The 26,082-nt window shown below is 34.9% G+C and carries 31 protein-coding genes and 1 tRNA gene; 2 read left to right on the top strand and 30 right to left on the bottom strand.

Annotated elements, in window-relative coordinates:
* Positions 1–171 precede the first annotated feature (171 nt).
* Complete coding sequence (locus ACESZG_RS11265) at positions 172–1,416, top strand: polysaccharide deacetylase family protein (protein WP_368208823.1); 1,245 nt, start codon at positions 172–174, stop codon at positions 1,414–1,416.
* Between the two features lie 147 nt (positions 1,417–1,563).
* Here ACESZG_RS11265 and ACESZG_RS11260 read toward each other — a convergent pair whose 3' ends face one another.
* Together ACESZG_RS11260 and ACESZG_RS11255 are read right to left on the bottom strand one after the other, a co-directional pair.
* Positions 1,564–2,469, bottom strand: coding sequence for an SH3 domain-containing protein (locus tag ACESZG_RS11260; protein ID WP_020993940.1), 906 nt, complete (start codon positions 2,467–2,469; stop codon positions 1,564–1,566).
* 124 nt (positions 2,470–2,593) lie between these two features.
* Positions 2,594–2,665, bottom strand: a tRNA-Arg gene (locus ACESZG_RS11255).
* A 342-nt stretch (positions 2,666–3,007) separates the two neighbouring features.
* On the opposite strand from ACESZG_RS11255, the gene ACESZG_RS11250 reads away from it, so the two are divergent.
* Complete coding sequence (locus tag ACESZG_RS11250; RefSeq protein ID WP_373218294.1) at positions 3,008–4,201, top strand: tyrosine-type recombinase/integrase; 1,194 nt, start codon at positions 3,008–3,010, stop codon at positions 4,199–4,201.
* Between the two features lie 43 nt (positions 4,202–4,244).
* Here the strand turns inward: ACESZG_RS11250 and ACESZG_RS11245 are convergent, their stop codons facing one another.
* The 28 genes from ACESZG_RS11245 to ACESZG_RS11110 all read right to left on the bottom strand — a co-directional run bounded on the left by ACESZG_RS11245 (position 4,245) and on the right by ACESZG_RS11110 (position 26,081).
* Entirely contained in the window at positions 4,245–4,427 is a 183-nt protein-coding gene (locus tag ACESZG_RS11245; protein WP_055053099.1) for a helix-turn-helix domain-containing protein, read from the bottom strand.
* Complete coding sequence (locus ACESZG_RS11240) at positions 4,412–4,945, bottom strand: guanylate kinase (RefSeq protein ID WP_118571490.1); 534 nt, start codon at positions 4,943–4,945, stop codon at positions 4,412–4,414. The genes ACESZG_RS11245 and ACESZG_RS11240 overlap by 16 nt, the downstream gene beginning before the upstream one ends.
* Complete coding sequence (locus tag ACESZG_RS11235; protein WP_373218291.1) at positions 4,942–5,619, bottom strand: hypothetical protein; 678 nt, start codon at positions 5,617–5,619, stop codon at positions 4,942–4,944. The genes ACESZG_RS11240 and ACESZG_RS11235 overlap by 4 nt, the downstream gene beginning before the upstream one ends.
* Positions 5,620–5,621: 2 nt before the next feature.
* Positions 5,622–5,849, bottom strand: coding sequence for an HPr family phosphocarrier protein (locus ACESZG_RS11230; RefSeq protein WP_055053102.1), 228 nt, complete (start codon positions 5,847–5,849; stop codon positions 5,622–5,624).
* A 120-nt stretch (positions 5,850–5,969) separates the two neighbouring features.
* Positions 5,970–6,488 carry a dUTP diphosphatase gene (locus tag ACESZG_RS11225; RefSeq protein WP_118592643.1) on the bottom strand — a complete coding sequence of 173 codons (519 nt, stop codon included), beginning with the start codon at positions 6,486–6,488 and terminating at the stop codon, positions 5,970–5,972.
* A gap of 56 nt (positions 6,489–6,544) precedes the next feature.
* Positions 6,545–6,952, bottom strand: a complete 408-nt coding sequence (locus ACESZG_RS11220) for a hypothetical protein (protein WP_349062299.1) — start codon at positions 6,950–6,952, stop codon at positions 6,545–6,547.
* Positions 6,953–6,968: 16 nt separating this feature from the next.
* A complete protein-coding gene (locus tag ACESZG_RS11215; protein WP_118592641.1) occupies positions 6,969–7,658 on the bottom strand; it encodes a hypothetical protein in 690 nt (229 codons plus the stop codon).
* Complete coding sequence (locus ACESZG_RS11210; protein WP_373218288.1) at positions 7,643–7,849, bottom strand: hypothetical protein; 207 nt, start codon at positions 7,847–7,849, stop codon at positions 7,643–7,645. Before ACESZG_RS11210 ends, ACESZG_RS11215 begins: the two co-directional genes overlap by 16 nt.
* Before the next feature lie 141 nt (positions 7,850–7,990).
* Positions 7,991–8,212 (bottom strand): hypothetical protein, encoded by a 222-nt coding sequence (locus ACESZG_RS11205; RefSeq protein ID WP_373218286.1) that lies wholly within the window; start codon positions 8,210–8,212, stop codon positions 7,991–7,993.
* 2 nt (positions 8,213–8,214) lie between these two features.
* Positions 8,215–8,484, bottom strand: coding sequence for a hypothetical protein (locus tag ACESZG_RS11200; protein WP_055053108.1), 270 nt, complete (start codon positions 8,482–8,484; stop codon positions 8,215–8,217).
* Positions 8,484–10,727, bottom strand: coding sequence for an adenosylcobalamin-dependent ribonucleoside-diphosphate reductase (locus tag ACESZG_RS11195; RefSeq protein WP_373218284.1), 2,244 nt, complete (start codon positions 10,725–10,727; stop codon positions 8,484–8,486). Before ACESZG_RS11195 ends, ACESZG_RS11200 begins: the two co-directional genes overlap by 1 nt.
* An 11-nt stretch (positions 10,728–10,738) precedes the next feature.
* A complete protein-coding gene (locus ACESZG_RS11190) occupies positions 10,739–11,164 on the bottom strand; it encodes a hypothetical protein (protein ID WP_055053111.1) in 426 nt (141 codons plus the stop codon).
* Between the two features lies 1 nt (position 11,165).
* A complete protein-coding gene (locus tag ACESZG_RS11185) occupies positions 11,166–11,402 on the bottom strand; it encodes a polya polymerase (protein WP_373218281.1) in 237 nt (78 codons plus the stop codon).
* 18 nt (positions 11,403–11,420) lie between these two features.
* A complete protein-coding gene (locus ACESZG_RS11180; protein WP_055053113.1) occupies positions 11,421–11,774 on the bottom strand; it encodes a hypothetical protein in 354 nt (117 codons plus the stop codon).
* Positions 11,775–11,827: 53 nt separating this feature from the next.
* Positions 11,828–12,100: a hypothetical protein gene (locus ACESZG_RS11175; RefSeq protein WP_055053114.1), complete on the bottom strand. Its 273-nt coding sequence runs from the start codon at positions 12,098–12,100 to the stop codon at positions 11,828–11,830.
* Positions 12,072–12,284, bottom strand: coding sequence for a hypothetical protein (locus tag ACESZG_RS11170; protein ID WP_118571482.1), 213 nt, complete (start codon positions 12,282–12,284; stop codon positions 12,072–12,074). Before ACESZG_RS11170 ends, ACESZG_RS11175 begins: the two co-directional genes overlap by 29 nt.
* Complete coding sequence (locus ACESZG_RS11165) at positions 12,274–12,471, bottom strand: hypothetical protein (protein WP_055053116.1); 198 nt, start codon at positions 12,469–12,471, stop codon at positions 12,274–12,276. Before ACESZG_RS11165 ends, ACESZG_RS11170 begins: the two co-directional genes overlap by 11 nt.
* 11 nt (positions 12,472–12,482) lie before the next feature.
* Entirely contained in the window at positions 12,483–14,606 is a 2,124-nt protein-coding gene (locus ACESZG_RS11160) for an ATP-dependent RecD-like DNA helicase (RefSeq protein WP_349062306.1), read from the bottom strand.
* Positions 14,607–14,737: 131 nt separating this feature from the next.
* A complete protein-coding gene (locus tag ACESZG_RS11155) occupies positions 14,738–16,117 on the bottom strand; it encodes a hypothetical protein (RefSeq protein ID WP_373218278.1) in 1,380 nt (459 codons plus the stop codon).
* Between the two features lie 192 nt (positions 16,118–16,309).
* Positions 16,310–16,849: an NUMOD4 domain-containing protein gene (locus tag ACESZG_RS11150; RefSeq protein WP_373218276.1), complete on the bottom strand. Its 540-nt coding sequence runs from the start codon at positions 16,847–16,849 to the stop codon at positions 16,310–16,312.
* A 108-nt stretch (positions 16,850–16,957) separates the two neighbouring features.
* A complete protein-coding gene (locus ACESZG_RS11145) occupies positions 16,958–19,522 on the bottom strand; it encodes a PHP domain-containing protein (RefSeq protein ID WP_373218274.1) in 2,565 nt (854 codons plus the stop codon).
* Positions 19,522–20,508, bottom strand: a complete 987-nt coding sequence (locus ACESZG_RS11140) for a PD-(D/E)XK nuclease family protein (RefSeq protein WP_349062309.1) — start codon at positions 20,506–20,508, stop codon at positions 19,522–19,524. Before ACESZG_RS11140 ends, ACESZG_RS11145 begins: the two co-directional genes overlap by 1 nt.
* Before the next feature lie 11 nt (positions 20,509–20,519).
* On the bottom strand, positions 20,520–21,656 hold the full coding sequence (locus ACESZG_RS11135) for a hypothetical protein (RefSeq protein ID WP_055053120.1): 1,137 nt from the start codon (positions 21,654–21,656) through the stop codon (positions 20,520–20,522).
* An 8-nt stretch (positions 21,657–21,664) separates the two neighbouring features.
* A complete protein-coding gene (locus ACESZG_RS11130; protein ID WP_373218272.1) occupies positions 21,665–23,275 on the bottom strand; it encodes a DnaB-like helicase C-terminal domain-containing protein in 1,611 nt (536 codons plus the stop codon).
* A 2-nt stretch (positions 23,276–23,277) separates the two neighbouring features.
* Entirely contained in the window at positions 23,278–23,871 is a 594-nt protein-coding gene (locus ACESZG_RS11125) for a hypothetical protein (protein ID WP_373218270.1), read from the bottom strand.
* A complete protein-coding gene (locus ACESZG_RS11120) occupies positions 23,871–24,869 on the bottom strand; it encodes an AAA family ATPase (protein ID WP_119253562.1) in 999 nt (332 codons plus the stop codon). The genes ACESZG_RS11125 and ACESZG_RS11120 overlap by 1 nt, the downstream gene beginning before the upstream one ends.
* Positions 24,870–24,921: 52 nt before the next feature.
* Complete coding sequence (locus tag ACESZG_RS11115; protein ID WP_373218268.1) at positions 24,922–25,842, bottom strand: hypothetical protein; 921 nt, start codon at positions 25,840–25,842, stop codon at positions 24,922–24,924.
* Between the two features lie 65 nt (positions 25,843–25,907).
* Positions 25,908–26,081 (bottom strand): hypothetical protein, encoded by a 174-nt coding sequence (locus ACESZG_RS11110; protein ID WP_182465138.1) that lies wholly within the window; start codon positions 26,079–26,081, stop codon positions 25,908–25,910.
* Position 26,082 lies beyond the last annotated feature (1 nt).

Here is a 26,082-nt window from a genome sequence, read left to right as displayed (position 1 = left end):
TATAATTTTTTGTACATCTTATCAACGGTGAAATTTTGATGGAATTTTTCTGGAATTTTTTTCAAAAGGGCAGGAATGGGGAATCGCCTTGTATTTTGTCAGATTTTATTGTATGATATCGAATGACAGGATATCTTTTTTGTCACTGATTTTATCAAAAAGGAGGCTTTCATGTCAGATCATTTACCACGTACAAACCGGTGGCTGATCGCACTTTCTGTTATTCTGTGTCTGATACTTGGAGGAATTTTCACCCGTTCTTCCGCTGTGACTTCACAGGCAGATGCCATCAGCGATACCGGAGCTTTCGTGTCAGAAGATCAGGATTCTGCGGAGTTTACTTCTGAGGAAACATTGACTGATAGCAATGATAATTTTACGGATTCTTCTTCCGGGAAACTGTTTGGACGCACTTCTTCAGATTCATCTGAAGCTTCTCCGGGCGGTCCTGCATTAAGAACTGATATCTCGCCTGAGGCATCAGAGGGCAGCTGGGCTTCCAGTGGAAGTAACTGGATGTTTCTGGTAGATGATAAGCCATACACAGGATGGTTCACAGATACAGATGGGAAACAGTACTATATGGATGAGACTGGTATTATGCAGACAGGCTGGACAGATATCGGAAAGAAGCGGTATTATTTTGATATGGATGGCATTCTGCAGACAGGGACTGTGATAATAGATAAGAAAACTTATGAACTGGATACAGATGGTTCTCTGAAAGATTATACACCAAAGAAAAAATCCTCGAAGAAGAAATCTTCAGGTAAGTCAGACACCTCTGACAAGTCCGGTACCTCTACGGCAAAGAAGTCGGTCGCCCTTACTTTTGATGATGGTCCCAGTTCTTTTACAGACCGTCTTCTGGACTGTCTGGAAGAAAATAATGCAAAGGCAACTTTCTTTATGGTGGGTACTGAGATTGCCAGTTTTCCGGACGAAGTAAAACGCATGAAAAAACTGGGCTGTGAACTTGGAAACCACACTTATGACCATAAGGATCTGGCGACTCTTTCTTCGGATGAGATCAGTTCAGAAATTGCAAGAGTGGATGAACAGCTTGTAAATCTTACAGGTGAGGGAGCTTCGGTGGTCCGCCCGCCATATGGATCTGTTAATGATACGGTAAAATCAACTGTGGGAACCCCGATGATTCTGTGGTCCATTGACACTCTGGACTGGAAAACGCAGGATGTGGAATCTACGGTTGAGGAAGTCATGAATAACGTAAAAGATGGTTCCATTATTCTGATGCACGATATCTTCAGCACCTCTGTAGATGCAGCCGAGATCCTAATCCCGCAGCTTATCGAAGAAGGCTATCAGCTTGTAACAGTGCACGAACTGGCTTCCCTGCATCAGACAGAATTATCGACAGGAGTTACATACGGTGAATTTAATCGAATCAAGTAAGTCCCTTGCGGAAGTTGCGAAAAGTAATAAGAACAGCAAAATCTCCGGCAGAAGCTGACAAAAACAATGTCAGAAAAACAGAACGTAAAAATACAGGCAGTTACCACAAAGATAACCGCCTGTATTTTTTACGTTCCATATTCAATTTTATTCGAGTAAATCCCCTCTGATGTATCCGGTCTGACCGTCGTAGTCGATCTGAACCCATTCACCATCAGTACCTGTCTTCTGAACCTGATCACCTGCTGAGATCACGCCAAGGATATCAGCATCTGTGCTGGCTTCTGCGCGTACATTACATTCCTCCGAAGCAGTAAGCATCGTGCCATCTTCTGCCTCTGTTGACACACCTGCTTCCTCCCCAAGACCATTCAGGAATTCTTCAAGAGACGGATCAGATTGCTGTGCCTGATCCAGTTCATTCTGCACCTTCTTTATAAGAGCTGAAACATCACTGTCTGATAACTGTTTTTCCATATATGCGGAAATCTCAGAATCCTGTAAAGCTCCGTTATTGATCACCCAGTTTCCTTCGCTGTTCTTATATACATAGAACTGAGTCAGTGCAGGGGCCTTGGTCTCAACGCCCTGACAGATATACGAGAAACAGGCGTAAACCACGTAAGAATCATCTGTCATACCTTTCTTCGTGTACACATCGCCTACTTCATACCCTTCGATATAATCTTTCAAATTTGTGACTTTTGACTCATCAGACGGTGTGAAATCATCTTCCAGAGTCTTCAGCGTTGCAATATCTTTTTCCCCCAGAGCCTGATAATAGCTCGTGATCAATGCAGTAACGTCTGCATCTGCTGTTTCCATGGGATTGGCGTCTTCTTTCTTCTCGTCAGACTCCCCTTCACTTATCGGAGAAGAAGGAACATTTCCCTGGTCTTCGGATGTGGTTTTCTGTTCATCTCCGGAATTCCCCTTATTACTTCCGGAACAGGCTCGAATGCCGCAAAACAGGACAACCACAATTATCAGAATAGCTCCACCCAGCATAAAATACCGGAGATTATCTGATAACCATTCTCTAAAATCATCCAAGTTCTTGTCCTCCTTATGAGTTACCGTTTGCTCCGTTCACTGCCGCCATACGATTTCTGACAGTTCCCGATTCTGATAACTCCTGTGATACAACGCACCGGAACTGTACATACGTCCCAGGCAGCACGCCTGAAGGGAATCGAACCCCCGCACATGGTACCGGAAACCACTGCTCTATCCACTGAGCTACAGGCGCGTATCTTGAAAATCAATCTTTTGAAACCTTTGTAAATACTGAAAAGTATTGATTTTACTGGCTTTAAAGCCACTTTATAAGAGATATTTAGTTGTCAAACTTGATACCTAGTCGTGTTAGTTTATACCCTTTTCACCCTATTAAATTTAATTCATAAGGGGGAAATAAGGGGGAATATTTCATTTTCCGCATTGATAAGGGGGAAATAATTATTGCTTCATCCTTATCCGTATGCTATAATTTACTTAACACATAATTCATATTATCATAATTTTGGAAAAAAGTAAAGTTTTTTATTTTGTAAGTAAAATTAGTGTAATTTTGTACAACGGAGGGATGTATATGGCAAGAAGGGAAAAAGGTTCAGGATCATGGGATACTGTAACAAAGAATGACATTACATACTATAGGTACCGTAAGAAATATGTTGGTATGACAAGCCGAAAAGAATTTGTAGGAAGGACAAAAGCTGACGTAAAACGCAAGATACAAGAATTTGAAGCTAAGAGTATGAGGGTTAACCAAAAAGATTATCGTAAGATGACTCTTGGGGAATGTATAGATAATATCCTGCAGACGTTGGAGCCGACTTTCAAGACAAATAACTATGCTACTCTTCAGTCTACAAATCGCTGCTATATTAAAACTAATCCGATTGCTGATGTCCAGATGGCTGCCATAGACAAGATTGTCATTCAAACATACTATACAAATATGTCGAAGAAATATTCTGAGAGCACTGTTAAAAAGACACGCACTCTTTTCAATATTGTTTTCGATTATCTTGTATCCTGTAACATCATCACAGAGAATCCTGCAAAAGGGATTAAGATGCCGCATAAGTCAAAATATGCAGTACAGAAGAAAGAGCACTCTTTCTTATCTTTAGAAGAAGCTGAGAAGTTTTATAAGACGGCTCTTATGAAAGCAGATTCTGCTTTGCCAGGCGTAAAGACAGGTGATTACATCTATGGACGTAATGCTAGGTTCTGTCTGTTAGTTCTTTATACTGGTATGCGTATAGGAGAAGCTTATGCTCTCACATGGAAAGATATAGATTTTAAGAATAATACCATTAACATAGATAAGACAATGGAGCGTATCAAAGTAGATAGCAAATATCAGTGGCTCATAGATACACCAAAGCGTCCTAAGTCAATCAGAGTTATTCCTCTGGCAAATCGTGCAAAGGAACAGCTGCTCTGGCTTAAAACTGTGTCTCCTGGACTGGAAGCATCCGGAGATGACCATATATTCGTAACTGAAAATAATATTCCACCATCACAGTCAACTCTTACCAGGACGCTTAAAGCGATCCTCAAGAGAGCCGGCATCGAATCTAATGGTTTCGGCCTACATGATCTTAGGCATTCGTTCGGATCTATGCTGCTGCAGAAAGGATGGGAACAGAACCAGCCTGTAGATATCAAGGTAATATCAGAGATACTTGGACATGAAGATGTTTCCACAACTTATAACATATATATGCATATCATGAATAAACATAAATCAGAAGTCATAAATTTACTTGATTAAAAATAAGGGAGTTATATCATTTCGATATAGCTCCCATTTTTTACTATAAAAATATTGTTTTACGTATATTATCAGATATCCATTTAAGATACTTTTCTTTAGGAATCCTGTATGTATTTCCTATTTTTATTTTAGGGAAAGAACTTAGTTGAATAAGCTGATATGTTTTGTTACGTCCTATTTTTAGATGTTTTTGTATATCTGTTGGAGTTAACATTTCATCCATTCCATACTCCTTTTGATTATATGAGCCATATTTAAAGGACTCCATGAATAGCCTTTATTTGAAATTACATAATCTACTTCATCCTTAATACCATCAAATTGACCCACATCAGATAGATTTCTCCTATAGGCTTCTTCTATGTCGTCACCACGTTCCAGAATTTTAATTAATCTATCCCTTCGAGGAACATCAATATAGAAAGATATAATATGCAAATCTTTGTTCTTCTTTAATTGTCTGAGCCCATGAGGAGTCAAGACAACTACTTTATCATCTGTACAGTCTTCTTTGGCTGTTCCATATTGCCAACCATTGTAAGAAGCATGTTCAGCAAAAAGATCTTTTTCTATCATATCATTAAATTGCTCTTCTGTAATAAAATGATATGTTTCTCCATCTACATCTTCTTTTCTCATAGGTCTAGTAGTATATGTAACTATTTTATTAAAACCTAAAGCAATAAGCTCTCTTTCAATAGAACTTTTACCTGATGCTGATTCTCCTACAAGTACTATCATGCGGCATTCTCCTTTGTATAAGTAATTAACTCCTTAGCATAAGGAAGAGTTAAAATCCAGTCACAAAACTGATGCCATTCAGTTAATTTATGAGACTTCCTCTGAAAATACATAGAACGAAGATTCTCATAATTCAAACTGAGAGTTCTTGTCTGAAGCCATCCATTAGGCAACCAACGTACTAAAGCTTTCCAATAGCGTTTGTCTTTAGTCTCAAGATATTTCTGTCTATAATGCTCACACTGATTAATAATAGCTGTTGGGTCTTCAATCTCTGAATCGAAATCGTCTGTTTCAAAACATTCTAAAGTAATAGGTGTACTAGCAAGTTTGTGCATTGTACTGGAACTATTAGCTACTGTTCCTACTTTATATGTATCGTACTCTTTCCACCAATAAAGCGGTGCGGTAATAGTAACAGCTACAGAAATCTGTCTTAAAAATTTTCTATGCTCTGGTCCGGCACTGATAAGTCTCTGACATAAATCCATATCGTTTGGGCCAATAATATAATCCATCATATCACAGTTATAATCTTCGTATACAAAAGGACAATGATCGCATTCTTTATCAATACAATTAGTACTATCACTCTTACTATGAGACATTAACGGCAGTCTCATTCCATAAAGTGCTTCTTCAAAGTTATATACATGTGTTCTTTCAAATTTCATAGTTAAACCCTCCACTTTTTAATAGCTTTATTAAAAATTTCTATATCTATTTCTGGACCCATAATATTTATGTCAATATCTTTTGGTAATCCAAAAGATAAGACTCCCAGAATAGACTTTAAATCAATAACATATCTTCCGAACTGTGCATCAATATCACAATTTTTAAATCTATTGGCAATACTGACAATTTCTGTAGCATCTGTCGAATCATTTAGTCGAATTTTCATCTTTATCCTTTCTTTTTGTTAAATAGTATGATATAGTGTAGATGGTTGTTCTATACACTTCACTTGTACACAACCAACACACATTTTTTTTAGAGGCACTCTATTCAGCGCCTCTATTTTTTATTTATCTGTACTTCCAAATCCACCATTACGAGTACCCTCAGTTTTATCATCTTCTGTAATTCCATAAGGTAAGAAAATCCCCTGACAGAAGCCATCACCTTTAGCTACTTTCATAGTTTTAACCCCTTCATTGGTAATTTTAACCATAATATGCCCTTCGTTATCTGAATAGAAATAATCACTGTCAATGATGCCAACTGTGTTCTCAAGTCTTATTCTATATTTAAAACCTAAACCACTTCTTGGAAACAACATTAGTACCCAATCATTGTTCATTCCGCAACGAATACCAGTTGGAATCTTAATTGTTTCTCCCGGCTCTAACACAAATGACAACGGTGAATAGAAGTCATAGCCAGCACTACCTTTAGTTGCTCTCTGAGGAAGTTCAATAGGGTAATATGCATCTTTAATTGTTTTATCAGTAATCATTGACGGCTTACTGAATGAATCTTTCCATGCTGTTTCAAACTGTTCATAAGATACTTTTTCAAATTTTGCAACTCTTTTTGCCATATTAATAATCTCCTTTGTGTATGTAATATTGTGATTCTTTTATTGATAAGTTCATGCTAAAAATGTAATTCTTCATCACTTAGTCTGATTTGAATATAAACATTTTTATTGTCTTTAGGAATAAATCCATATACATGAACTTTTTCATTTGGATCATCAAAACATAAAATATTAGTATTTTCATCTTCTGGTTTTAACAAGTCCATAGCAAATTTTCTTATTGCTCTTTTCTGTAAAATTCTTGATTTACTACGTAGATTATTAGCACACCATATCCATCCATAACCAATACCTTCAACATCTATCCAGCAACATATATCTGGACGACTCTCATCATCATACCAATACTCACATACTTCTATATTTTTATATCTTTTTATTGGTATTCTAATATCTTTCTTTTTAAGAATATAATATATATCATCAGATAAATTGAAGTCTTTTATTACTCCTTGCAATGTCATAAACTAATCTGACCTTTCATTTTATATTTTCTTTTAAATACTTAATATATTTGTCCCATTCACCTAATGAATGGATATATTCTTTAGTTTTTAAACATTTTTTCTTCATATCTTTTTTCAAATCAATTGTCCTATACTGCTTACTTTTTTGAAGTTTATTGGTCAAAAAAGCATCGGTCACCCTAGAGACTAACAAGTAATCCTTGTTGTCCATAGAATCCAAAATAGCATTGTATTCTGCTAAATCTTCCTCAGGAATAGGGTAATCACATTTGGGTAAGTTCTTAGTCGAGAAAGGACTAATATCTGATCCTGCAGTTGCAGGTTTAAGAAAAGATGCTATGTATTCTAACTTACGAGCATGGAACTTAAATTCTATTTCTTTATCATTTTCCATGATACTTCGTACAGTTCCTTCATCTTCAAGTGCTTTGTATAATTCTTCATAAGTCTTATATTCCGGCAACCCAATATCATTAGCTATAGCTTTTAAAATATTGTGTCCTCTTCCTATAGATGGGATATAAGCTACAAGAGTAGAAAAACCATAATGATATATTTGAGCGCCACCATAACACTTAATATAAATATCATCAAAACTTGAATCTATTCCTCCAGAATCATCTCTGGGATAATCATTGGTACTTTGATCTATTGCAGCTTTTAGTCTGTAAGTACCTTTATATTTCATTAGATATTTTGCCATTTAAAAACCTCTTTAGAATCAGTTCCTTTCTTAAATCCAAAGAACGGAACATCTTCTTTAAAAATATAATCATCATTAATATAGTAACATGGATGCTCTTTTGTCTTTATAAAGAAGCATTCCTCTTGCGTTAACTCACAACAGTTAAATAAATAACTTTCTCTGTAATAATCACAATTGAAACAATTCATTTTAGTTTTTTACTCCCTTTAACTCATTGACAATGGTAATAAAAACGCCCACAAGCACCATGGCGATTCTGTAATTTTCATACCTATTATTACTGCTACAGCAGTTGAAATCCATGCTATTGCTTTTGCAAATTCCATATCCTAATTCTCCTTCAATACCATAATTACTGCATCACAGATACCAATAATTCTTTGAAATTTTTCATCCTTCATACGAGCATTTGCGCTAGATATCTCATATCCATTTTTCGCAAGCTCTTTTATTTCAGACATCCATTCAACAACAATGTTACTACCAGATTTTTCTTTAAGCTGATTTTCAGCATACATTCTTTCTTTATCAATAACTTCTTTATCAATCATTGTTAATATTCCTCATAGTCAGTCTCATCACTGATATTTAATTTATGTTTCTCAGCTTCATGTACTTTATTCAATGCGACTTTTTTACTATCAAATACTACTTCTCCTACAGTATTAAATCCTAAGAGATACTCATGTTTATCTCTTTTATCCATACCTACAAAGTAGGTGTCTGTGACTGTACGAACAGTCAAATCACAGACATCATAGATACCTACTGTAGGGAAAATTCTTGTATAATAGAGCTTGTCACCTTTTTCTATTACTTTCATTAATCACATTTACTCCATCCACAATTCTTGCAAGTGTTACAGCCACCTTCAAAGACTAATTCTCCACCACACTGAGGACATTTCGCCTTAGAAACTGGTACAATTTTAGGTGTAATAACTTCTAATTCTTTTTCTTCAATATCTGAAAAACCTACTTCATCCATCATCTCTTCATACATTTCAAGAAGAGCATTTCCAATAGCTACAGGGCAACTGCTGCCTTTAGATGTATCGTGCTTAGTAGCTGTTCTAACCGCATATGATGGACAGGTACCAGAAGATTTTAACTGATCTACTATGGAATAAACATCAATTCCGCCTCTAGCTGCCAAAGAAATCATTCTCGAAAGTCCAATCATAAAATTATTACACCCACCGGAAGACCCTTTACTGAAATAAGTTTCAAGCAACTGGCCATTGTCTGGATCAAAGAAAGCTTCACAATGGAGTGTTCCACAACCTGTCCTAAGAGTTCTCTTTTTGCCAATGCAATTATCATCTGCTTTGATGATCATTCCTCTTTCTAATCTGTGAGGTTTTTCTACAATATCTTCTACATTCTCTTTAATAGTAAGAATACCTGCACGTTTACATCCATCTCTAAAGATAGTTACACCTTTTAATCCTGCATCCCATGCAGTCATGTATAATCCTTCCACCTGTTCAACTGTAAAATCATTTGGAACATTAACAGTAGAACTGATAGATGCATCAATGTGTGACTGCCAAATACTTTGCATATAGATTCTGTTCTTATAATCCAGTGTCTGAGCTGTTACAAAGTAATCTGGTAATTCAGAATCATCTTTTAATCCATGTTTATCCATATATTCTTTTACAATTGGAGTGTAGACTTTATAATATTCATCATGACCTTTAAGAGACTCTGTTTTTCTTGTATAGTAGTTTGCAAAAATAGGTTCAATACCACCAGACACACCAAGCATAGTTGAAAGAGATCCAGTTGGTGCAATTGTAAGTAACTGAGAGTTTCTAAGTCCAAATGATTCTACTAATTCTTTTGTTTCTCCTAATGCATTTTTACTATAAAACGCTGATTGTTCTACCGCTTCTGGTTTATATTTAGGATATACACCATATTCTTTTGCTAACACAGCAGATGTTTTAATTGCCATATCTGCCATAGTATGTCCAATCATGTCACATAAATCAATGGCTTCTGGACTACCATATTTAATTCCCAGTTTAATAAGCAAATCGGCAAGACCAAAGATTCCAAGTCCAATCTGTCTCCAATCATATACAGATTCTCTTTGTTCTTTTAATGGATGGAGTGGAAGTCCTTCATCTAATACTTCATTTAATGCAATAACAGACGATTTAACACAATGCTTAAAATTCTCAAAATCAAATCCTGTATCACATGCAAATTCAGCTAGGTTAATGCTACCAAGAAGGCATGAACCTCCCGCTGGCAAAGGTTCTTCTGCGCATGGATTTGTTCCTGCATATTCAAACTCATCATCACAACTAAGTAGATTCCAATTATTGATTCTATCCCAGAAAAGCATTCCAGGTTCAGCATAATCCCAGTTCATTTCACACATTTTATGAAACATTTCATATGCATCAATTTCTTTAGTGATGGTTTCTCCTGTTTCTAACCTAGTAAATGATAAAGTAAATGGAGTTTTATTCTTTACCGCAGCCATAAACTTGTCTGTAATTCTAATAGAAATATTAGCTTTTGTGACTCTATCAAGGTCTGATTTAATACCAATAAACTCTTCTAAGTCTGGATGCTCACATGAAAGACTAAGCATTAAAGCTCCTCTACGTCCCGCTTGCCCGATTAATCCAGTAACCATAGAATATAAGTCCATAAATGATACAGAACCAGTTGTTTCTTTAGCGGCATTATTGACCTTTGCACCTCTTGGAGATAATTTACTAATATCAACTCCACATCCACCACCATAGCTATATGTACGAGCAAGTTTTTTAGCGCAGTCAAAGATACTTTCAATATTGTCTTCTGGTGGTTCAATTACATAGCAATTACTGAGACTAATTTTACGTCCTTTATTCTCAAGACCTCTATTAGCAAGAATGCGACCTCCAAATAAGAACTTTTTCTCTTTAATTAAATTAGCAATTTCTGAATTTCCACCAGATACACGATTAATCCACTCATCAAAAGTTTCATTTTCATATCTGTATTTTCTTTCCCAAATGTCTTGTCCTAATTGATTCTCTGTTCCTAACCATTCCTGTACTGTCATACACATTCTCCTTAATCGTAATAATTAATAATATAATCAACAGCTTCTTCAAGAGTATCAAACACTACATCACAATCTTCAGGAAGCCATTCATATACATTCTGTTTCCCAAATCCAATAACAGGTATCCCTTTATCAACTGCATATTGTAATTCCTGTCCAGTTCCCACAGAATTTTCAGTATTATTAAGGTTTACTAAAATCAAATCACTATTGGCGATGAGATACTTTATATAGAAATTTTTTGTCTGCTTGGCTGTAATAGATTTAGAGCCATCTCTAGGAAAATACTCTGTTGGATCATATAAGTGATATGCAATAAGATCTAAATACTTTTGTGCTAAAATAAATCTCTCAAAAGCTTCATTCCTCCAAGATGTCCCTTCATCAACTAATCCTTTGCAAGCACCAGCTAAATAAATATTTAATCTTTTCATTTTATTCCTCCATCATATATTTAATAAACAAAGCTGCATCATCAGGGTCCTCACAATGCAATTCAAGAGTATCTAATAAAGTGTCCCCTGACTGTACCAAAGCAGTTAAAACAAATCTGCATAACTGACTGTTAAGGACAATATTGTCACCTTCCGGTGAGACAATATCTACTCTTCCTTTACATTTATCTACTACTTTAAAAAATGATTCAAAATCTTTAATTCTATTAATTTTCACTCTTGTCCTCCTTATCTCTCAAATCATCTTTTCTAAACATACTGCGTAATCAACTTTTCGTGAAATTTCATTGAATACTACATTCTCAGATACTTTGCCAACATACCAAAAATAAGGACTAATACCTTCGTTCATTTTTTCTGCTAATTTATCTGCTCTTTCCTGGTGCTCATATGCTATATTGCCATATTTAAGTTTCTCTGAATCCCATACAGTATTCCCTATCTTTGTTTTAAATGTTAAATATGATTCATACTCTTTAATATATTCTCTAACTACCGAAAGCATTTTAGGGATATTTTCTTCTAGCACTGGATCACCAATAAATTCCACTGGATACACGACAATGATGTTGATATGTGGCGGTTCCATACTAGCAACTTCTTTTACACAAAAGTTTTTGTCATCTAAAACTATTATTTTAGTTACCTCCCTTCTACTAATTCAAATTCTTCTTTAAATTCTTCGTCTGTATAGCAATTCCATGTATAATCTTCTAATCCTAAAACATACCACCGATTATAGAAGTAATATGTTCTATACCAACCGAGATGTTCAACAATACAATGCCTGTCATTATCTTCTTTGATAAATATATGTTCACCATCAATATTAGGCTCAAATATTTTCAAAACTTCTTCTCGATTTTGTTTTGTTAAATATATACACTCATATTGTTCTTTCCTCACACATTTCATTGTTATCTCCTATGAATAATTGAAAATCATTAGCTTCACAACAAGCTGCTTTATATAGAGTAGCCATAGAAAATACTTCTCCTGGCTGGAATCTATCTACTTCTTTGTATCTATAACAGGATTCTTTTTTAGGACAATCCACTAACTCTCCTGCACAGAAAGTAATATCGTGACTAAACGCCATAATACCCGCCTCCCATCGGTTCATTAATAAATTCATCTATTGATCTATAGTCTTTAAGCATAGCAATTGCTCTACATAAGATGCCTTCTATTTCACAATATTGAGCGCTATCAGCAATATCTGATAATCTATCAATCACCTGTGTAATTGTCATATTCTTATATGATGGCTCTTTGTATTCATCCATATTTATACCTCCTAAAAATCAAATTTCTTGTTACATAATTCATCTAAATCATCCATAAGATAAGTTTGTCTATGGATAATCTGTTCTTTAGTAATTGCGTATTGCAGAGCCTTAGTCTGAGCACATAGTATAAATTTTTTACTGGCTCTAGTAATCATGGTGTATAAGAGTTCTTTATTAAGCATAATAAACATTGAAAAGTCTATTCCTCCAATAACTGTATCAAACTGACTTCCTTGAGCTGAATGACAAGTTATTGCATATCCAAGCTCTATATAAGGAGCATGTGATTTAGGTACTTCTACATAGCCAATTCCTTGAAAATCTATCAGGATATAATCATCTTTTATATCTTTTATGATGCCTAAGTTTCCATTAAAGATATCTACAACTGAACCATCAGAATTAATTATCTGGTACTTATTCTGTTTGTTTATAACTTTATCTCCTACTTTTAATACCCATTGAACTACTCCACTTTTCATAATTTTGTATTGCTTTTTTGATTTGGGGTTGTATATCTGTTGAGCTATATGATTTAAAGAAGCTACTGAAGACACTCCTTGTTTACAAGGAACAATGATTTGCACATCCAGAATAGATTTAGCATGTTTGATTTCTTCTTTAAAATACTGCACTATATTATGATATGTATTAGATTTATCAGTATAGCAATTAAGAATCATGTCCTGAAGTTCACCTCTTGTTTCTTCTCCAGTCCACCCATCAGAAGTTAATTGTTTTCCTTGTCTCACTCGAATACTTTCAGTAATAATCGCTGATTTCTGAGCTTGTCTATGAATTTTATCAAGGAAAATTGAAGATATATATTTAGATTCAAGCATATCAGCAGCTACTGCACAGGAACCTATAGATTCTAGCTGCCCCACATCTCCAATAAAGATTACTTTTGTTCCAGTAGCACACGCTTTCAGTAATTGCTTAAAAAGATAACCATCAATCATAGACATTTCGTCCACTACAATAATGTCATAATCTAAAGGATCATACTCATAGTCAAATGGTGTTCTTGGATCTCCATATTTGAGTTTGAGTAACTTATGAATTGTTTGACTTTCTTTACCAGAAGCTTCACTAATTCTCGCCGCAGCTCTTCCGGCTAAAGCTACTGTTACACTTTTATAATCTTGCAGGATAGTAAGAATACCATCAATAATACTCGTCTTACCTGTTCCGCCGTAACCGGAGATACAGCATAACTGATTATCGAGAACCATTTTAATACCCTCAAGCTGTTGCTCTGTATAATCCCATCCTTGAGCTTTTTCTTTCTTTTTAATTATCTCTAGCCAGTTACTATACTTAAATTTATTAGGGGCATTTTTTAATCTTACTAAATGTTCAGCTATCGAATATTCTAAGTCATAATACCATTTCAATCCTATCTTAGTTTTTTCTTTATTCCATACAATCATTTGGGAATCTTGTAAATCATGTATCGCTTCAGCGATATTCAAATCAGGTACTTCTTCTCCTATTTTATCTATTAACTCTTGCATGATTTCTTCTGAATAACTAAATGATTTTCCATTCTCTCCTTGATTCCTTAGAAACATTTTAATACAAGTTTCAATCCGATCTATACCATAAGGATCAGCTCCATTCTGCAGTGCTATATCATCGGCTGTTTTCCAACCTATCCCTCTTATGATTGTCAAATCATATGGATGATTTTTTACTACATCAACGGCTTTATCTACATCTTCATGATAGTATTTAATAATCTTTTCTATCAATTTATCAGTAATAGAATATCTGGCTAAATCAATATAAGCTTTGTGTTTGTCATAAGTATCATTAAATTTCTCAATCCACTTAGTAGCTACGTTAGGGCCACATCCTTTAATTTTTGTAAGTTCTTTTACGTTCCCTTCTTTTAAAGCTAAGTAAGGATTATCTAAAGTCTCATACATTCTTTGTACATGTTTGGGGAATAGTTTGCAGAGAATATATTTTTGACCTCTAATATCAGTTTCAGCTAAATCATTATTCATAGAGCTTTCAAGAATACTAATTTGCTCTCCCCAGGTGGGGCTGTAGTCCATTTCACCTTTTATGTCGTAAACTTTTCCTATAATAGGCGTATGAATATTTCCTTTAATACAATATCTCATGCCTTTTGTAAGATTTCCTACAGTTATTTCTCTCACTGTTGCATAAAATATGCCCCAGTGAGTAGAATCATTATAGTATTTTTGCTCTTCTAAAAGACCTTTGAACTGTACCTGTTCAACTACAGTTTCTATTATCCTTCACCAACTTTCTTTCTATCTGTTTGAGCCAATATTGTTCCATCATTGTAAATTTCCTCAATTCTATTAGTTGTATGAGTATAAACAGTGTCTGGATATTTCATAATAACAAATTGATCTTCACGCCTATAACCACAAACAATGATTTTAGAACCTCTTTTAAACCAAGACTCTTCCAGAACTTTTTTCTTGCCTGCAGGTGTCTGCTCAGAAATTCTTTTATTATAATAACTATACTGACCTTTGTTATATTTACAGGTTACGACACCATGGTTAGTCAGCAACGACACCAAATGTTTATTATTATCAGAGTCTAAAACAGTTCCAGCTAATCGAAATATTTTATATTTAGGAAAATGTTTAATTTCTCCTCTAACTCTTCTTGTGGTATGCTCATACACTTCAGGAATCTCTGGGAGTGAATTATAATCAACCACTCCATACTTTGGCTCATTCAAATTCCACAACTCATGCCGATCCGGGTAATAGCTTAATGATTCCATATCCCATTGTTCTAATGATCCAGATGCATAAGATTCCATTGTTGAGTCAAGTTTTTTCTGGTTATATAATTGAAGTGTCTCAGGTAAAGCCATATAATCTTTCAATGGTTGGATAAGAGCATCCCATTCTTTATTAAAGAGCTTCTCTGAAATAATTACTCCATCCTCCTTTGTACCCACAATACATGTATTAAAGTGCTCCATCAAAAATTCTGTACCTCTTTCATCAAGAGCAAAATATCTGTCATGATATCCTTTTTTAGGTACCTTTTTTCCTTCATCTATTATATTTTTTAAAAAGAAACTCTCATGTAAAGCATACGCTTTGAAATTCTTGATTCTAATCATTGTTTCCATCTCTTTTGGGAAGATGTCATATTCTAATGCTGAGTTAAACTGCTGCATAGTCAGCTTATCTATAGGTGTAAATACATTACGAGAAAGAAACTTTTTCATTGTTTCCATGCGATCTGGAGAATCAAGTTCATTGAAACAACCAGCTTTAATTAGAATAATCATTTTAGCAGTACCAATAATCTTAGTGTCTACCATACGTTTACAGAAATCTTCAAATGAACTATAAGGCTGATGCTCTACAATGGCACGAGCTATATCATCACCTATTCCACAAAGTCCTTTAAAAGAGAAAATAATACGATTGTTCTTTTCATCTGGGACAAAGGAAAACTTTGCTTCATTGATAAGAGGTCTGTCTACTATGATTGAACGCTGCTTAAAATTGGCTATTGCTTTCGCAATTTTCCCATATTGAGTGGACTTATTATCATCAAGCTCTTCGTTGGCTCCGGCATTGATAATTAAACATGCTGTATTCCAATAGATAATTGGATAGTGATATCCTAAATTCAACTCTTGCAAACCAATACAGGAATAAGGGAAAGTGTGGTTTTTAGAAAATGAATCGGTGTACCGCTACTTTCGTAGTATTTGTTCGGACTAGACTATCTCTTGAGTGACTGTATTAAATAAATCTTTGTCCACATATTCCCATTTAAACCCGCCAGCTGAGTCTCTATTCCCTCTACATACTTCTCCTATATTTTATTGAGGAATGTTTGTAATCTCACCAGCAATTTTTATACTTCGAAAAATACTCAAAATATTATTTTCATCATCAAGCAATGCTACAGGTCTTAGTGCTTTTTCAACTGACTTTTTCTGATTTAATGCTGTTGATATTTTCCGTTTTTTACTATCTTTATTAATCAAACCTGTACGAGAGGCATGAAGCATATTTTCTTTTCTGTCAACCCATTCCAAATTTCCGTCTTCATAATTATTTTCTTTGGTCCCTGCAAAATTGAAATCTTTCCTATGTCCATCTTTATGATTTACTTCCGGTAAATTTCGAGGATTCGGCAAAAAAGCTTTTGCTACAACCCTATGAGTCAAATCTCTTTCTGTTCCAAAACTTACTCTCGTATATCCGTTATTTGCTTTATGAGGATGAAATATTTTTTCAGTATAATGCTTGGTTCTTCCTAAACTATCTGTAATATCTCGTTCTAATCTTTTAATGTCTCCATAATTGGATACTTGATATTTTCCTTCCCATCCTTCAATATCCTTCCATTCTTCCATCGTAACCTCCAGAGCACAGTCACCCTATCCTTGCGCTTCCCAATGTGCTAATCTCATCAGTACTAATAGTCGTTACACCCGATTTAACTTGGCACGGTATTGGCATTATCAGCGTCCACCGTTAGCCCGTAAAAAGTACGGACACCGTTTTTGCATACGTTCACAAGGTTTTACTTGAGCCGTATTCAACCCAAGCTGCTTTCCTATAACTTCTTTCCAGATATAGTTCAGCAGATTCTCTGAAGTTCCAATCTCTTTGCCATGTTCAAAGAACATCTTTTTCATAGCTTCCTGCAGTTTTTCATCTTTTTTAGCAATACCTTTTCTTAACTTATTACTCTGTGTAACATTGAATCCTGAAATATGATCATCCATAGAAATTTCCATTACAATTTCCTGTGTATCTCCTACTCCATATACAGGTAATAGATATTTCTCTAATATTTTTATTTCACTTTCTGTCAAACGGTACTCATCTCTCATGCATTTGTACCATTCATTAATATCATTCTTATACCTAATATAAGTGTCAATGGGCTGTTCAGCGCCTTCTCCTGATACCATAAGTCTCATAATTGAGTTCGCAGTTGCAAGCTCTACTAAGGAATGGGGTTTGATTCGTTTAGCTGCCTGAAGCCCAACTGCAGTATCAAACTGAAAGAGATCTGTCACATCATTCTTTGCAACCATATCCCACATTTCTTTAGTATCATAATCAAGTACATCTGGATGTAAATATTTATTATATGTAGCTCTCAGTGATCCTTGCCATTTCATATATCCCGCATCAATTAGCAAATTCATACAAGTTCTAATCTTATCTAATGCCTGAATGGTTAAGAAATCCATTTTAAGACCAGAACAATAATCAGAATCTTTCATATTAAATTGAGTGATATAAATACCGTTTGGAGCTTTCATCCTAGCATTGTGAGCCAAAAAATCTTCATTAAACAAATATACTGCTGAAGCATGTATACTTCTTCCACATATAAGCCCTTCAATAGTCATAGCTGTTTCTAAAAGTTTGTCGTATTTTTTGACTTCATTTGCAAATTCAGTTTGTCTCTGACGTTCTTTCTCTTCGTTCCCATAAAGACAATCATGTAAACTCCAAGTTTGACCTCTGGTAACAGGGATAAGATTAGATAAATACTGAGTGATATCTGAATCTAAGCCTAATCCTCTACCAGCAGTAATAATAGCTGATTTACTACCTTCTGTTTTAAAAGTACTACAATTAAGTACTTTTCTTTCACCTCTGCGACGTTTCACAGCTTCAATGATTTTTAGTCTTCTATCTTGCTGTGTGTCGATATCTACGTCACTGAGTTCAACTTTTTCATGGGAAATATGTCTCCAATGAGGCAGTCCCCACTGTAAAGGATTCATTTGAGTAATGCCAATGAGATACATTGTAAACATTCCTGTTACTGAACCTCTGGCTACACCCACTAAAGAATCTCCTTCTTCCCACATAATATTAACCAACTCAAGTGTTGATATATAATAGGAAGAAATACTTGTACCAAGCTTTTCAGTAACAAGCCACATTTCTTTTAATTCAACTTCAATTCTATCTAAAGTCTCAAAAAATTTTACTTTACCGAAAGTAGTATAAGGAATCTTTTCATAATATCCATCTTCTATCAGTTTTAATAAATATCTATCATAAACATTATCACTATGAGCGAATTTAGATATGTATTCATAGCGATCATAATAATTGCCAAAGAAATCACTTAACTCAAAATCAGGGATGTCAGCTCCAGGAACAATAGTTGGACAATACAAATCATACTCTTCAACCTTCTCACCAATCTCCAGAGAACACTTCAATGCATCTTCCACTTCTTCATACCCAAGATAATCCATCCTCTGATGAATTTGCTCATTGGTCATCATCCAAGTTGATTCATAGAAATCACCTAACTCTCTTTCTTCATCATCGCGACTATTAAGATAAGCAGCATGAATTTCTCTATCCTCTTGTTTCAAATAGTGAACATCACAGGCAATAGTAGCTTTTATTCCTAATTGATGCTTTAATTTTACAATCTCTCGATTCAACTTTATCTGTTCTTCTGACAGTCCCGGTTGCATTTCCAAGTAAAAATCTTTACCAAATAACTGCTGGTTCCAGAGAAGAAAATCCATATAATTTTCTCCTGCTAATAGAGACTTGCCTAATTCTCCTCCTAAACATGCTGTCGTTGAAATCAGATGTCCAGGATTAGATTTAACCACATGTTCCAGATCACTTTTCAATGTAGGAACACGTTCCATCCTTCCTGTATAAAAACTGTTATCCCATGCTAATGAACTAAGTTCTCTTAACTGCTTATGCCCTATTTCATCTTTAGCCAGAAGAATATAATGATAAAATGGAGAATCACAAGACTTCTTTCCATCTTCTGATATATTTAATTTGTCAACTAAATATATTTCATTACCAAGTATTCCTTTGAAATCTTCCGGCAGTTCACCGGAAGACTTCATGGATTTAATTGTTTGAATAAATCTCACATGACCAGATACAGACTCATGATCAGTGATAGCAACTCCTGAAAGTCCAAGAGATGTAGCTTGTTTTATTAATTGAGGTACTTTTACGATGCAGTCCAACATACGAAGCTGACTAAATTCTGTATGCGCATGTGTCTCTATTCTCACTAGAACACCAACTTTCTCTTAGTTTCTTTCTTTATTCCTTGTCTATAAGGATTAAGCACTGCAAATGATTTTTTCTCAGGTGTCCATAAGCTATGATACTGGCATAGACCAGAAAACTTAGGATCAGCATTTGGGGAAGTGCTGTGGAATGGACACCAGTAGCATAATGGAGTTGGTTTGGGAGGATACTCGCCTTTAATTTCCATTTCATCCATTTCATTTAACACCTTGTCCAGTTTCTTAATTCCTCTGTTAAGATAGCCTTTGGTACATACACCTTCATCAGCTCCTTGAATAGCATCTATAAGAATAAAATCATACACATGGTCTGTTGCAGGCTGTCCGTATAAATGAATACATGCCAGATCATAAATTACGTGTTGCATAGGTGTTTTTATATCTGCATCTCTAAACACGGCCTTTGAGGATTTATAGTCAGTAATCCTTAGCTGTTCTTTTGCATTCTTATCCACTCTATCAATAAAACCATGTATAATAACTCTGTCGTCATATACAAATTCAAATCTCTGTTCTACTGCTACGGGAGTCCACTCTTTACTATCAATCCTAGATGGCAATACTTTGTTATAAAAGATATCCATCTTTTCTGAATAGTTCATACCTGACTTACTATCAGCAGTAAAAAACTCATCAAAATATTTCTTTTTGAGGTCTTTTATACCGAGAATGTGATTATCCGACTTCTCATCAGTCTCTAAATAGCCCTCTTCTGTAATGCTTTTAAGATAGTCATAATCTACTGTCTTACCTTCCATTATCATTCTTCCTTTAAGCTCTAATGCCTTATGTAAAATAGAACCAATTTCCATAGGAAGAGACGATTTCTTTGAAAAGTTTTTGTCTACATATTTTAATTTGTGACTCAGTGGACAATGATCAAAGTTACTCTCTTTACTGTAGGAGAGATAAGGCAGCCCCTTATCCTCCTCAGTTACTTGTCGGATTTTCTGACTGATTTCAGTCAATTAATGCCTTTCTATACATAATACGTTCCCTCCAACGTGATATCTTCCATAGTTATTTCTACTTTGTTGTCAAGCAGTTTTAATAATGTTTCTTTGCCTTTATCTGTAGGCGCATCCTTATAATCTAATACCCCATCTTTATCCCATAAGATTGATACTTTACAATATGGAATAATCGGACGTATTTTCTTAAATAATTTATTTTTGTACAGCTCACCGTCCCATCCATATGGATCCTTATATTCCTTGTCAAAACCAAGAATTAATTCTTCTATCTTCAAATAATCGAGTAGCAATTTGATTTGTTCATCTGAAATTTCACTGCCACATACAGCTAAAGAAAAGTCATCATCACCAAAATACGAATGATTTTGCATAACTCCTTTCTCAGACTCAAGTAGTAAACATTTCCTACAAGTCTTAATCTTATTCTGGTTAATATGAATACCATAAAGATTATGTGATAACTTGTGGCTTAGAAATTTTCCTTCTATATTAAGAGGTACATATTTTCCAATGTTCTCTACGTCTTCTTCATCGAGATATCTTCCTCTTATACCAATAAGATTTTGATGTCTATCTCTATGAGGAATAACTATTTGATTTGTATTACCCCAATAAGATATTTCAAATGTAGATAACGTCTCTCTGGAAATATGGTCGTTTAAAAACACTTCATGAGGAGTATATTCAAACATTTCTAACACATGCTCATCTATAGGTTCACAGTCTATAATGTCTGTAGATTTGTTTTTTCCAAACTTCTTGAGCCACGACATATCACATATATGTTTTGGTCTCTCAATATGTTCAACAGCTTTCATATCTATTTGATTAGCAATATAAGATACCGCCTGATACCAAGTATAAGTAATCCCTTGTACTCTTTTAGCTCTGATTACTAATTCAAAAATAGAGAATGATTCGCTACATGAGGTGTAGCAATGAAATGTTCTTCCAGAATACTGATCTGTAGGTTCATGATAGTAATAAAGCTTATAACTATCGCCACCATGACAGATTGTTTGAAAGATAAGATTCCCAGATGAGTCTGTTCTATATCCTTTTGATCCTAAATCGGTAACTATCTTGATTACCTGTTCCTTTGTAAGAGCCTTTAATATTGCATTTTTATCATAGTAAGGCATCAGTACACCTAAAAATCAAATGGCATTGATCCTAATAAAGTACTCGTAGCTTCTTGTTGCTCATCATCAGTAATCTGGATATCATCAAGGCTCTCAGAATGTTCCTCAATTACTTTCTCAATTTGAGCTACAGCCACTTCAGTTTCAATCAAGTTATAATAGTTATCTGTGATAAATAAATCTTTGGTTCTTCCAGTAGAGAGGTCAGCATATTGCCATAAGCGGATTTTTGTCAGCTTTCCTCTTCGTACTTTATATATGTGTCTTACAAGGTTCGGTATCGGTACTCCATACATATTGTGCATAAGTTTCTTTACACACTCTAACTCTGCACTTGTTGGCCTCAGTGAAATTTCACCTAAGTCAATTCTATCTGCTAGAGATTTTGCACCTCTTAACATTGTTTCGTCTTTAATCTGACTATCTTTGTATGTACCATTTAACTGAGTCATTGTTAGAATAAAGATATCCAATTTCATAGCCAAATTCTTAAGAGTGTCCATGAATAAGAACAAAGTCTGATCTTCTCTCAATTTCATTCCTTTACTCATAGAAGCAACTTCAGCAATTAATTTAGCTGACATATGTATATAATCGAATACGAAATAATGACATCCTTTTTCTCTCTTATAAGTTTTAATGATATTTGATATATCTTCTATACCAAAATCATTAATAATTTCTATATATAAAGGATAAGTAGCAATATATTCAATAGCTTTATCTACTCGTTCTTCCTCATCTCCTTCATAGTCTCCATCAAGAATCTTGTTCTCTGGTACTCCGGAAACGTATGCCATAATGATAGTCTGTACTTCGTCTTCCTCTAACTCAGTAGAGATGAATAGAGATGGTTCCTCACACCCAGTGTAAATCCATTCTTTTTTATCTGTATCATAGAAATAAGGGATTGAAATATTACAGATATCTGCCAATGCAGTCCTTGTCTTTCCTCCACCAGAATCAGCAGAACGAAGATAGACCTTTTTAAGTCTCGCCCCTCTAGCAATAGTAGTCATCATAGGGCTCTGTAAAGGTATTCCAAACTCTGGTTCTTCTTTCAATCTTTCTTTCAGTTCTTTCATTCCCTTACCGGCAAGCTGACCCCTTCTCGAAGAATCCATTCCATAGAGCATTTTTGCTTTCGTAATGAGCAGATCCTCTTCTTCCAGAATCATATCATTTATTGAAGTTGCATCTAATTTAGCTGCTTGCTGTTCTTGTCTGCTAGGCTCAATGATTGTTTGATCATAGATGTTCCTTATGTCTACTCCACATGAATCCCAATATCTTAAAAGACTAAATTTTTTCAAGCGTTCCAGGTAGTAACTAAAATTTTCCAATTCAGCCAAACGAATGGCATCGTCACAATAATCAATTCCTTGATTATCGTTGAAAATTTTATATTGTTTCTCATATCTTGAAAGAAAACTATCTATAGCAAATGTATCTATAATCTCTACCCCTTGGTTGTAGAGGTTATACACACATGAAAATAATATTGCGTAAAATTGTTCTTCTTCAAAGTCATACTGTGTAAGTGTGTATTCTTCCAAAAGGGAAGGTTTCTTCATAATACATCCTAAACATTGAAGAGTGGCGTGTTTGTCAATTAACATATTCACTCCCCTATTTTGCTTATATCAATCAAATCTACATTTTTCTTTTTAGGCGATACTTTTATATGCTTCTTTTTATAAATCTTATCCAAATCTACTTTTGAAGGTTCTATACTGTCTAGCTGTGCATAAAATGCCTGAGCTTGGTCATAATACCAAGGAATTAATCCAACAATGTCACTATCTTCATCTTTCCTGGCTTCTAATCCAACTATAGAAAAACAATATTCTAAAGTCTGTTCCATTCCTTCCCAAGTAAATCCTTCATACATTTTTTTGTATTTATAAGCCATTGCTGAACTTTTCGCTGTGCATTTACCCTGTATTTGCTCCACTTTACTAAAGAATTTTTCTGCTGCCTGGGCTTCACTTTCTGGAACTGCTTCAGGGATTTTAGGGAGAGCACTTTGTTTCAGTGCTCTCTCATACTGTTCCCTTTGCTTTTTCGTCAGCTTATCATTGTCAATCTTTTCTTTTTCTTTCTTGATTTTTTTATCAAGACAAGATTTATGATAGTATCTGGTTTTTATATGAATAGCTTTCGAAGCAAGTACATTTTTATGACATACCGGGCAAATGTACATTGCCCTTGGCATTACGCCACTCCTAATTCAGCACAAGCATCCTTAATGTCTTCGAGAATAATGCTCATTGCCTCAGTCTGCTTTTTAGTACACTGAGATACTTTCTTCCCAACACCAAGAGTCTGCTCTACAATATCTGTCAATGTTTCCATATGATCTGAGGCAGCCAGTTTACCTCCCCAAAGGGCAATCTCTTCCTGAAGCTGTTCAAAGGACATTGTTTCTTTTTCTTCATACATAGACTGCTGTTCATCATAGGATACTGATTTAATACCGTCAGCTTCTTCCTGTTTAGTGATTGCATCAGAAATTGCTTTCTCTAAATTATCTGCTGTAAACTCTTCAATTTTAGTTACCATGAAATCATATCTTGAACGAGCGAAGAACTTATCTGTCTGCGCAAAATAAGCAGAAGATTTAATTACATGTCCATCTTCATCTACGCCATTTGGTTCAAGGTAAGCCACTACGTCACAATTATCTACAATTGGTTTAATACAGCGCTTGTCTCCCTTAGGCTGAATAAAGCCATCTTTTTCGTCTGCATGCGCAACGAATACCACTGTATACCCGGAAGTTACTAATTTCTGAATCTGTTCCCAATAAATACGTTCATAAATCTGATAAAGATTTACTTTGCTGTTTTCATTGGCTCCAAGAGAAATGCATCCTCCACCATATGTGTCACATATGAATTTCTGGCAAAACAGAGAGGAAGCATATACTTCATCAATAACAATAGTGGAATAAATCTCTTTAGCTCTTTCTACTGTTTTAGGATCAGTAAGTTCTTTGATGTATTTAGTGAACATTCTCCAGTTGTTAATCATTTTATGTTTAACTCCTGCCTGAGCGCCTAAACCATTCTCACACATGAAGAACAAAGCATTCTTCATCTTTGCGCAATTATAAGTTTTTCCCGTATTGTTTGTGCCATAAAGCATAATTACTTTTCCTTCAAGACCATGTGCTACAACGCTTACTTCTGGTTCAAAAATACTATCTGTCATATGTAATCTCCTTTAATTTTACTATTTATATTTTTACAAACTTGTTTACAGATTAAAAGTTAGGAAGTTTTGGTCTAGCTTTAGTTGTTGCGGCAGAAGTTGCTGTCTCTGGCTGTTTAGCTTTTGCTTTCTCTTCCTCTAAGCGAACTTCTCTATCAGTAATTGCCTGAGAAATTGCACCAATGTCATATGGTTCTGGAGTTGGTGTTTCACTATCCTCGCCGTAAGCATCAGAAGCATTTGTAATAATCATCTCATTTTTATAGATAGTTTTCTTCTCAAATCTTGGTTTACCAATTTTTACAGGAATTTCTTTTGTGATTTCTGCACGACTATTTACAATATCACCATAGAACTTAACAGTCTGATTTGGTGCATAATCATCTAAAATTGCTTCTGCAATTCCATCTTCTGCTGGAGCATATAAGGTCATTGGCTCAATTCCTGCGTATGTAGGCATCCATCCTTTTACGATAGCTCGGCCTGTTTCTTCACCTTTATTCTCACCAGATGTATAAAGTTCTGGAGTAATAGAAGCAATTGCCATTTCTACTTCAAACCAAGCACGAGGCTCGAATTTCTCTGGGGCTCCATCATAACGCTTAAAAATCATTGTCTGATAAGAAATACCTACATGTACCTGTTTATCTTTTCCAACGTAAGAACGAGGTCTGATTTGACCATCTGTAACAGTTACTCTTGTAGCTGCGTCTTTACCAACTTTAGCAATAGACTGATATTCTCTCATTACAGTTTCAATGCCTGCATAATAGCCATTATCTGTGCCGTCATTCTTTTTCTCATTGATATACACTCTAAATGTTACAAAGTTAATGTCTCCTGTCTGTACTGTAATGTCACCGCTAATAACTTTTTTACCATCTCTTACTGACTCTTCCAGTGTGTTTTCGCTTACAATACCAACTACTTCTACTTTTGTGTCTGCCTGTCTTAAATTTGTTTTTTCACTCATGAATATTGTCTCCTCTTATAAATAATATTGTTTGGTATATTGATAAGCGTTCATGATTGAACGACTTATTCACTAAATCTCATGCTAACTCTATCTAAATATTCTTCATCTGACGGGTTAGCGAATCTAATAACTGTATATATGCCTTTGCATTCTGGACATCTATTATTTTTTCTTTCATTCCATTCAAACACTGAAGCACAACGAGTGCACTGGCATAATGTTGTTCGTGTTTCCATC

Source organism: Blautia sp. Marseille-P2398 (assembly GCF_964240315.1).
GTDB lineage: Bacteria > Bacillota > Clostridia > Lachnospirales > Lachnospiraceae > Blautia_A > Blautia_A wexlerae.
This window is presented reverse-complemented; position numbering and strand designations above follow the sequence as displayed.

Excerpts from the sequence above, each read along its gene's own strand:
- ACESZG_RS11265 (WP_368208823.1), top strand. The coding sequence starts at position 172 with ATGTCAGATCATTTACCACGTACAAACCGGTGGCTGATCGCACTTTCT.
- ACESZG_RS11250 (WP_373218294.1), top strand. The coding sequence starts at position 3,008 with ATGGCAAGAAGGGAAAAAGGTTCAGGATCATGGGATACTGTAACAAAG.
- ACESZG_RS11245 (WP_055053099.1), bottom strand. The coding sequence starts at position 4,427 with ATGGATGAAATGTTAACTCCAACAGATATACAAAAACATCTAAAAATA.
- ACESZG_RS11240 (WP_118571490.1), bottom strand. The coding sequence starts at position 4,945 with ATGATAGTACTTGTAGGAGAATCAGCATCAGGTAAAAGTTCTATTGAA.
- ACESZG_RS11235 (WP_373218291.1), bottom strand. The coding sequence starts at position 5,619 with ATGAAATTTGAAAGAACACATGTATATAACTTTGAAGAAGCACTTTAT.
- ACESZG_RS11230 (WP_055053102.1), bottom strand. The coding sequence starts at position 5,849 with ATGAAAATTCGACTAAATGATTCGACAGATGCTACAGAAATTGTCAGT.
- ACESZG_RS11225 (WP_118592643.1), bottom strand. The coding sequence starts at position 6,488 with ATGGCAAAAAGAGTTGCAAAATTTGAAAAAGTATCTTATGAACAGTTT.
- ACESZG_RS11220 (WP_349062299.1), bottom strand. The coding sequence starts at position 6,952 with ATGACATTGCAAGGAGTAATAAAAGACTTCAATTTATCTGATGATATA.
- ACESZG_RS11215 (WP_118592641.1), bottom strand. The coding sequence starts at position 7,658 with ATGGCAAAATATCTAATGAAATATAAAGGTACTTACAGACTAAAAGCT.
- ACESZG_RS11210 (WP_373218288.1), bottom strand. The coding sequence starts at position 7,849 with ATGAATTGTTTCAATTGTGATTATTACAGAGAAAGTTATTTATTTAAC.
- ACESZG_RS11205 (WP_373218286.1), bottom strand. The coding sequence starts at position 8,212 with ATGATTGATAAAGAAGTTATTGATAAAGAAAGAATGTATGCTGAAAAT.
- ACESZG_RS11200 (WP_055053108.1), bottom strand. The coding sequence starts at position 8,484 with ATGAAAGTAATAGAAAAAGGTGACAAGCTCTATTATACAAGAATTTTC.
- ACESZG_RS11195 (WP_373218284.1), bottom strand. The coding sequence starts at position 10,727 with ATGACAGTACAGGAATGGTTAGGAACAGAGAATCAATTAGGACAAGAC.
- ACESZG_RS11190 (WP_055053111.1), bottom strand. The coding sequence starts at position 11,164 with ATGAAAAGATTAAATATTTATTTAGCTGGTGCTTGCAAAGGATTAGTT.
- ACESZG_RS11180 (WP_055053113.1), bottom strand. The coding sequence starts at position 11,774 with ATGGAACCGCCACATATCAACATCATTGTCGTGTATCCAGTGGAATTT.
- ACESZG_RS11175 (WP_055053114.1), bottom strand. The coding sequence starts at position 12,100 with ATGAAATGTGTGAGGAAAGAACAATATGAGTGTATATATTTAACAAAA.
- ACESZG_RS11170 (WP_118571482.1), bottom strand. The coding sequence starts at position 12,284 with ATGGCGTTTAGTCACGATATTACTTTCTGTGCAGGAGAGTTAGTGGAT.
- ACESZG_RS11165 (WP_055053116.1), bottom strand. The coding sequence starts at position 12,471 with ATGGATGAATACAAAGAGCCATCATATAAGAATATGACAATTACACAG.
- ACESZG_RS11160 (WP_349062306.1), bottom strand. The coding sequence starts at position 14,606 with ATGAGATATTGTATTAAAGGAAATATTCATACGCCTATTATAGGAAAA.
- ACESZG_RS11150 (WP_373218276.1), bottom strand. The coding sequence starts at position 16,849 with ATGGAAGAATGGAAGGATATTGAAGGATGGGAAGGAAAATATCAAGTA.
- ACESZG_RS11135 (WP_055053120.1), bottom strand. The coding sequence starts at position 21,656 with ATGCCTTACTATGATAAAAATGCAATATTAAAGGCTCTTACAAAGGAA.
- ACESZG_RS11130 (WP_373218272.1), bottom strand. The coding sequence starts at position 23,275 with ATGTTAATTGACAAACACGCCACTCTTCAATGTTTAGGATGTATTATG.
- ACESZG_RS11125 (WP_373218270.1), bottom strand. The coding sequence starts at position 23,871 with ATGCCAAGGGCAATGTACATTTGCCCGGTATGTCATAAAAATGTACTT.
- ACESZG_RS11120 (WP_119253562.1), bottom strand. The coding sequence starts at position 24,869 with ATGACAGATAGTATTTTTGAACCAGAAGTAAGCGTTGTAGCACATGGT.
- ACESZG_RS11115 (WP_373218268.1), bottom strand. The coding sequence starts at position 25,842 with ATGAGTGAAAAAACAAATTTAAGACAGGCAGACACAAAAGTAGAAGTA.
- ACESZG_RS11110 (WP_182465138.1), bottom strand. The coding sequence starts at position 26,081 with ATGGAAACACGAACAACATTATGCCAGTGCACTCGTTGTGCTTCAGTG.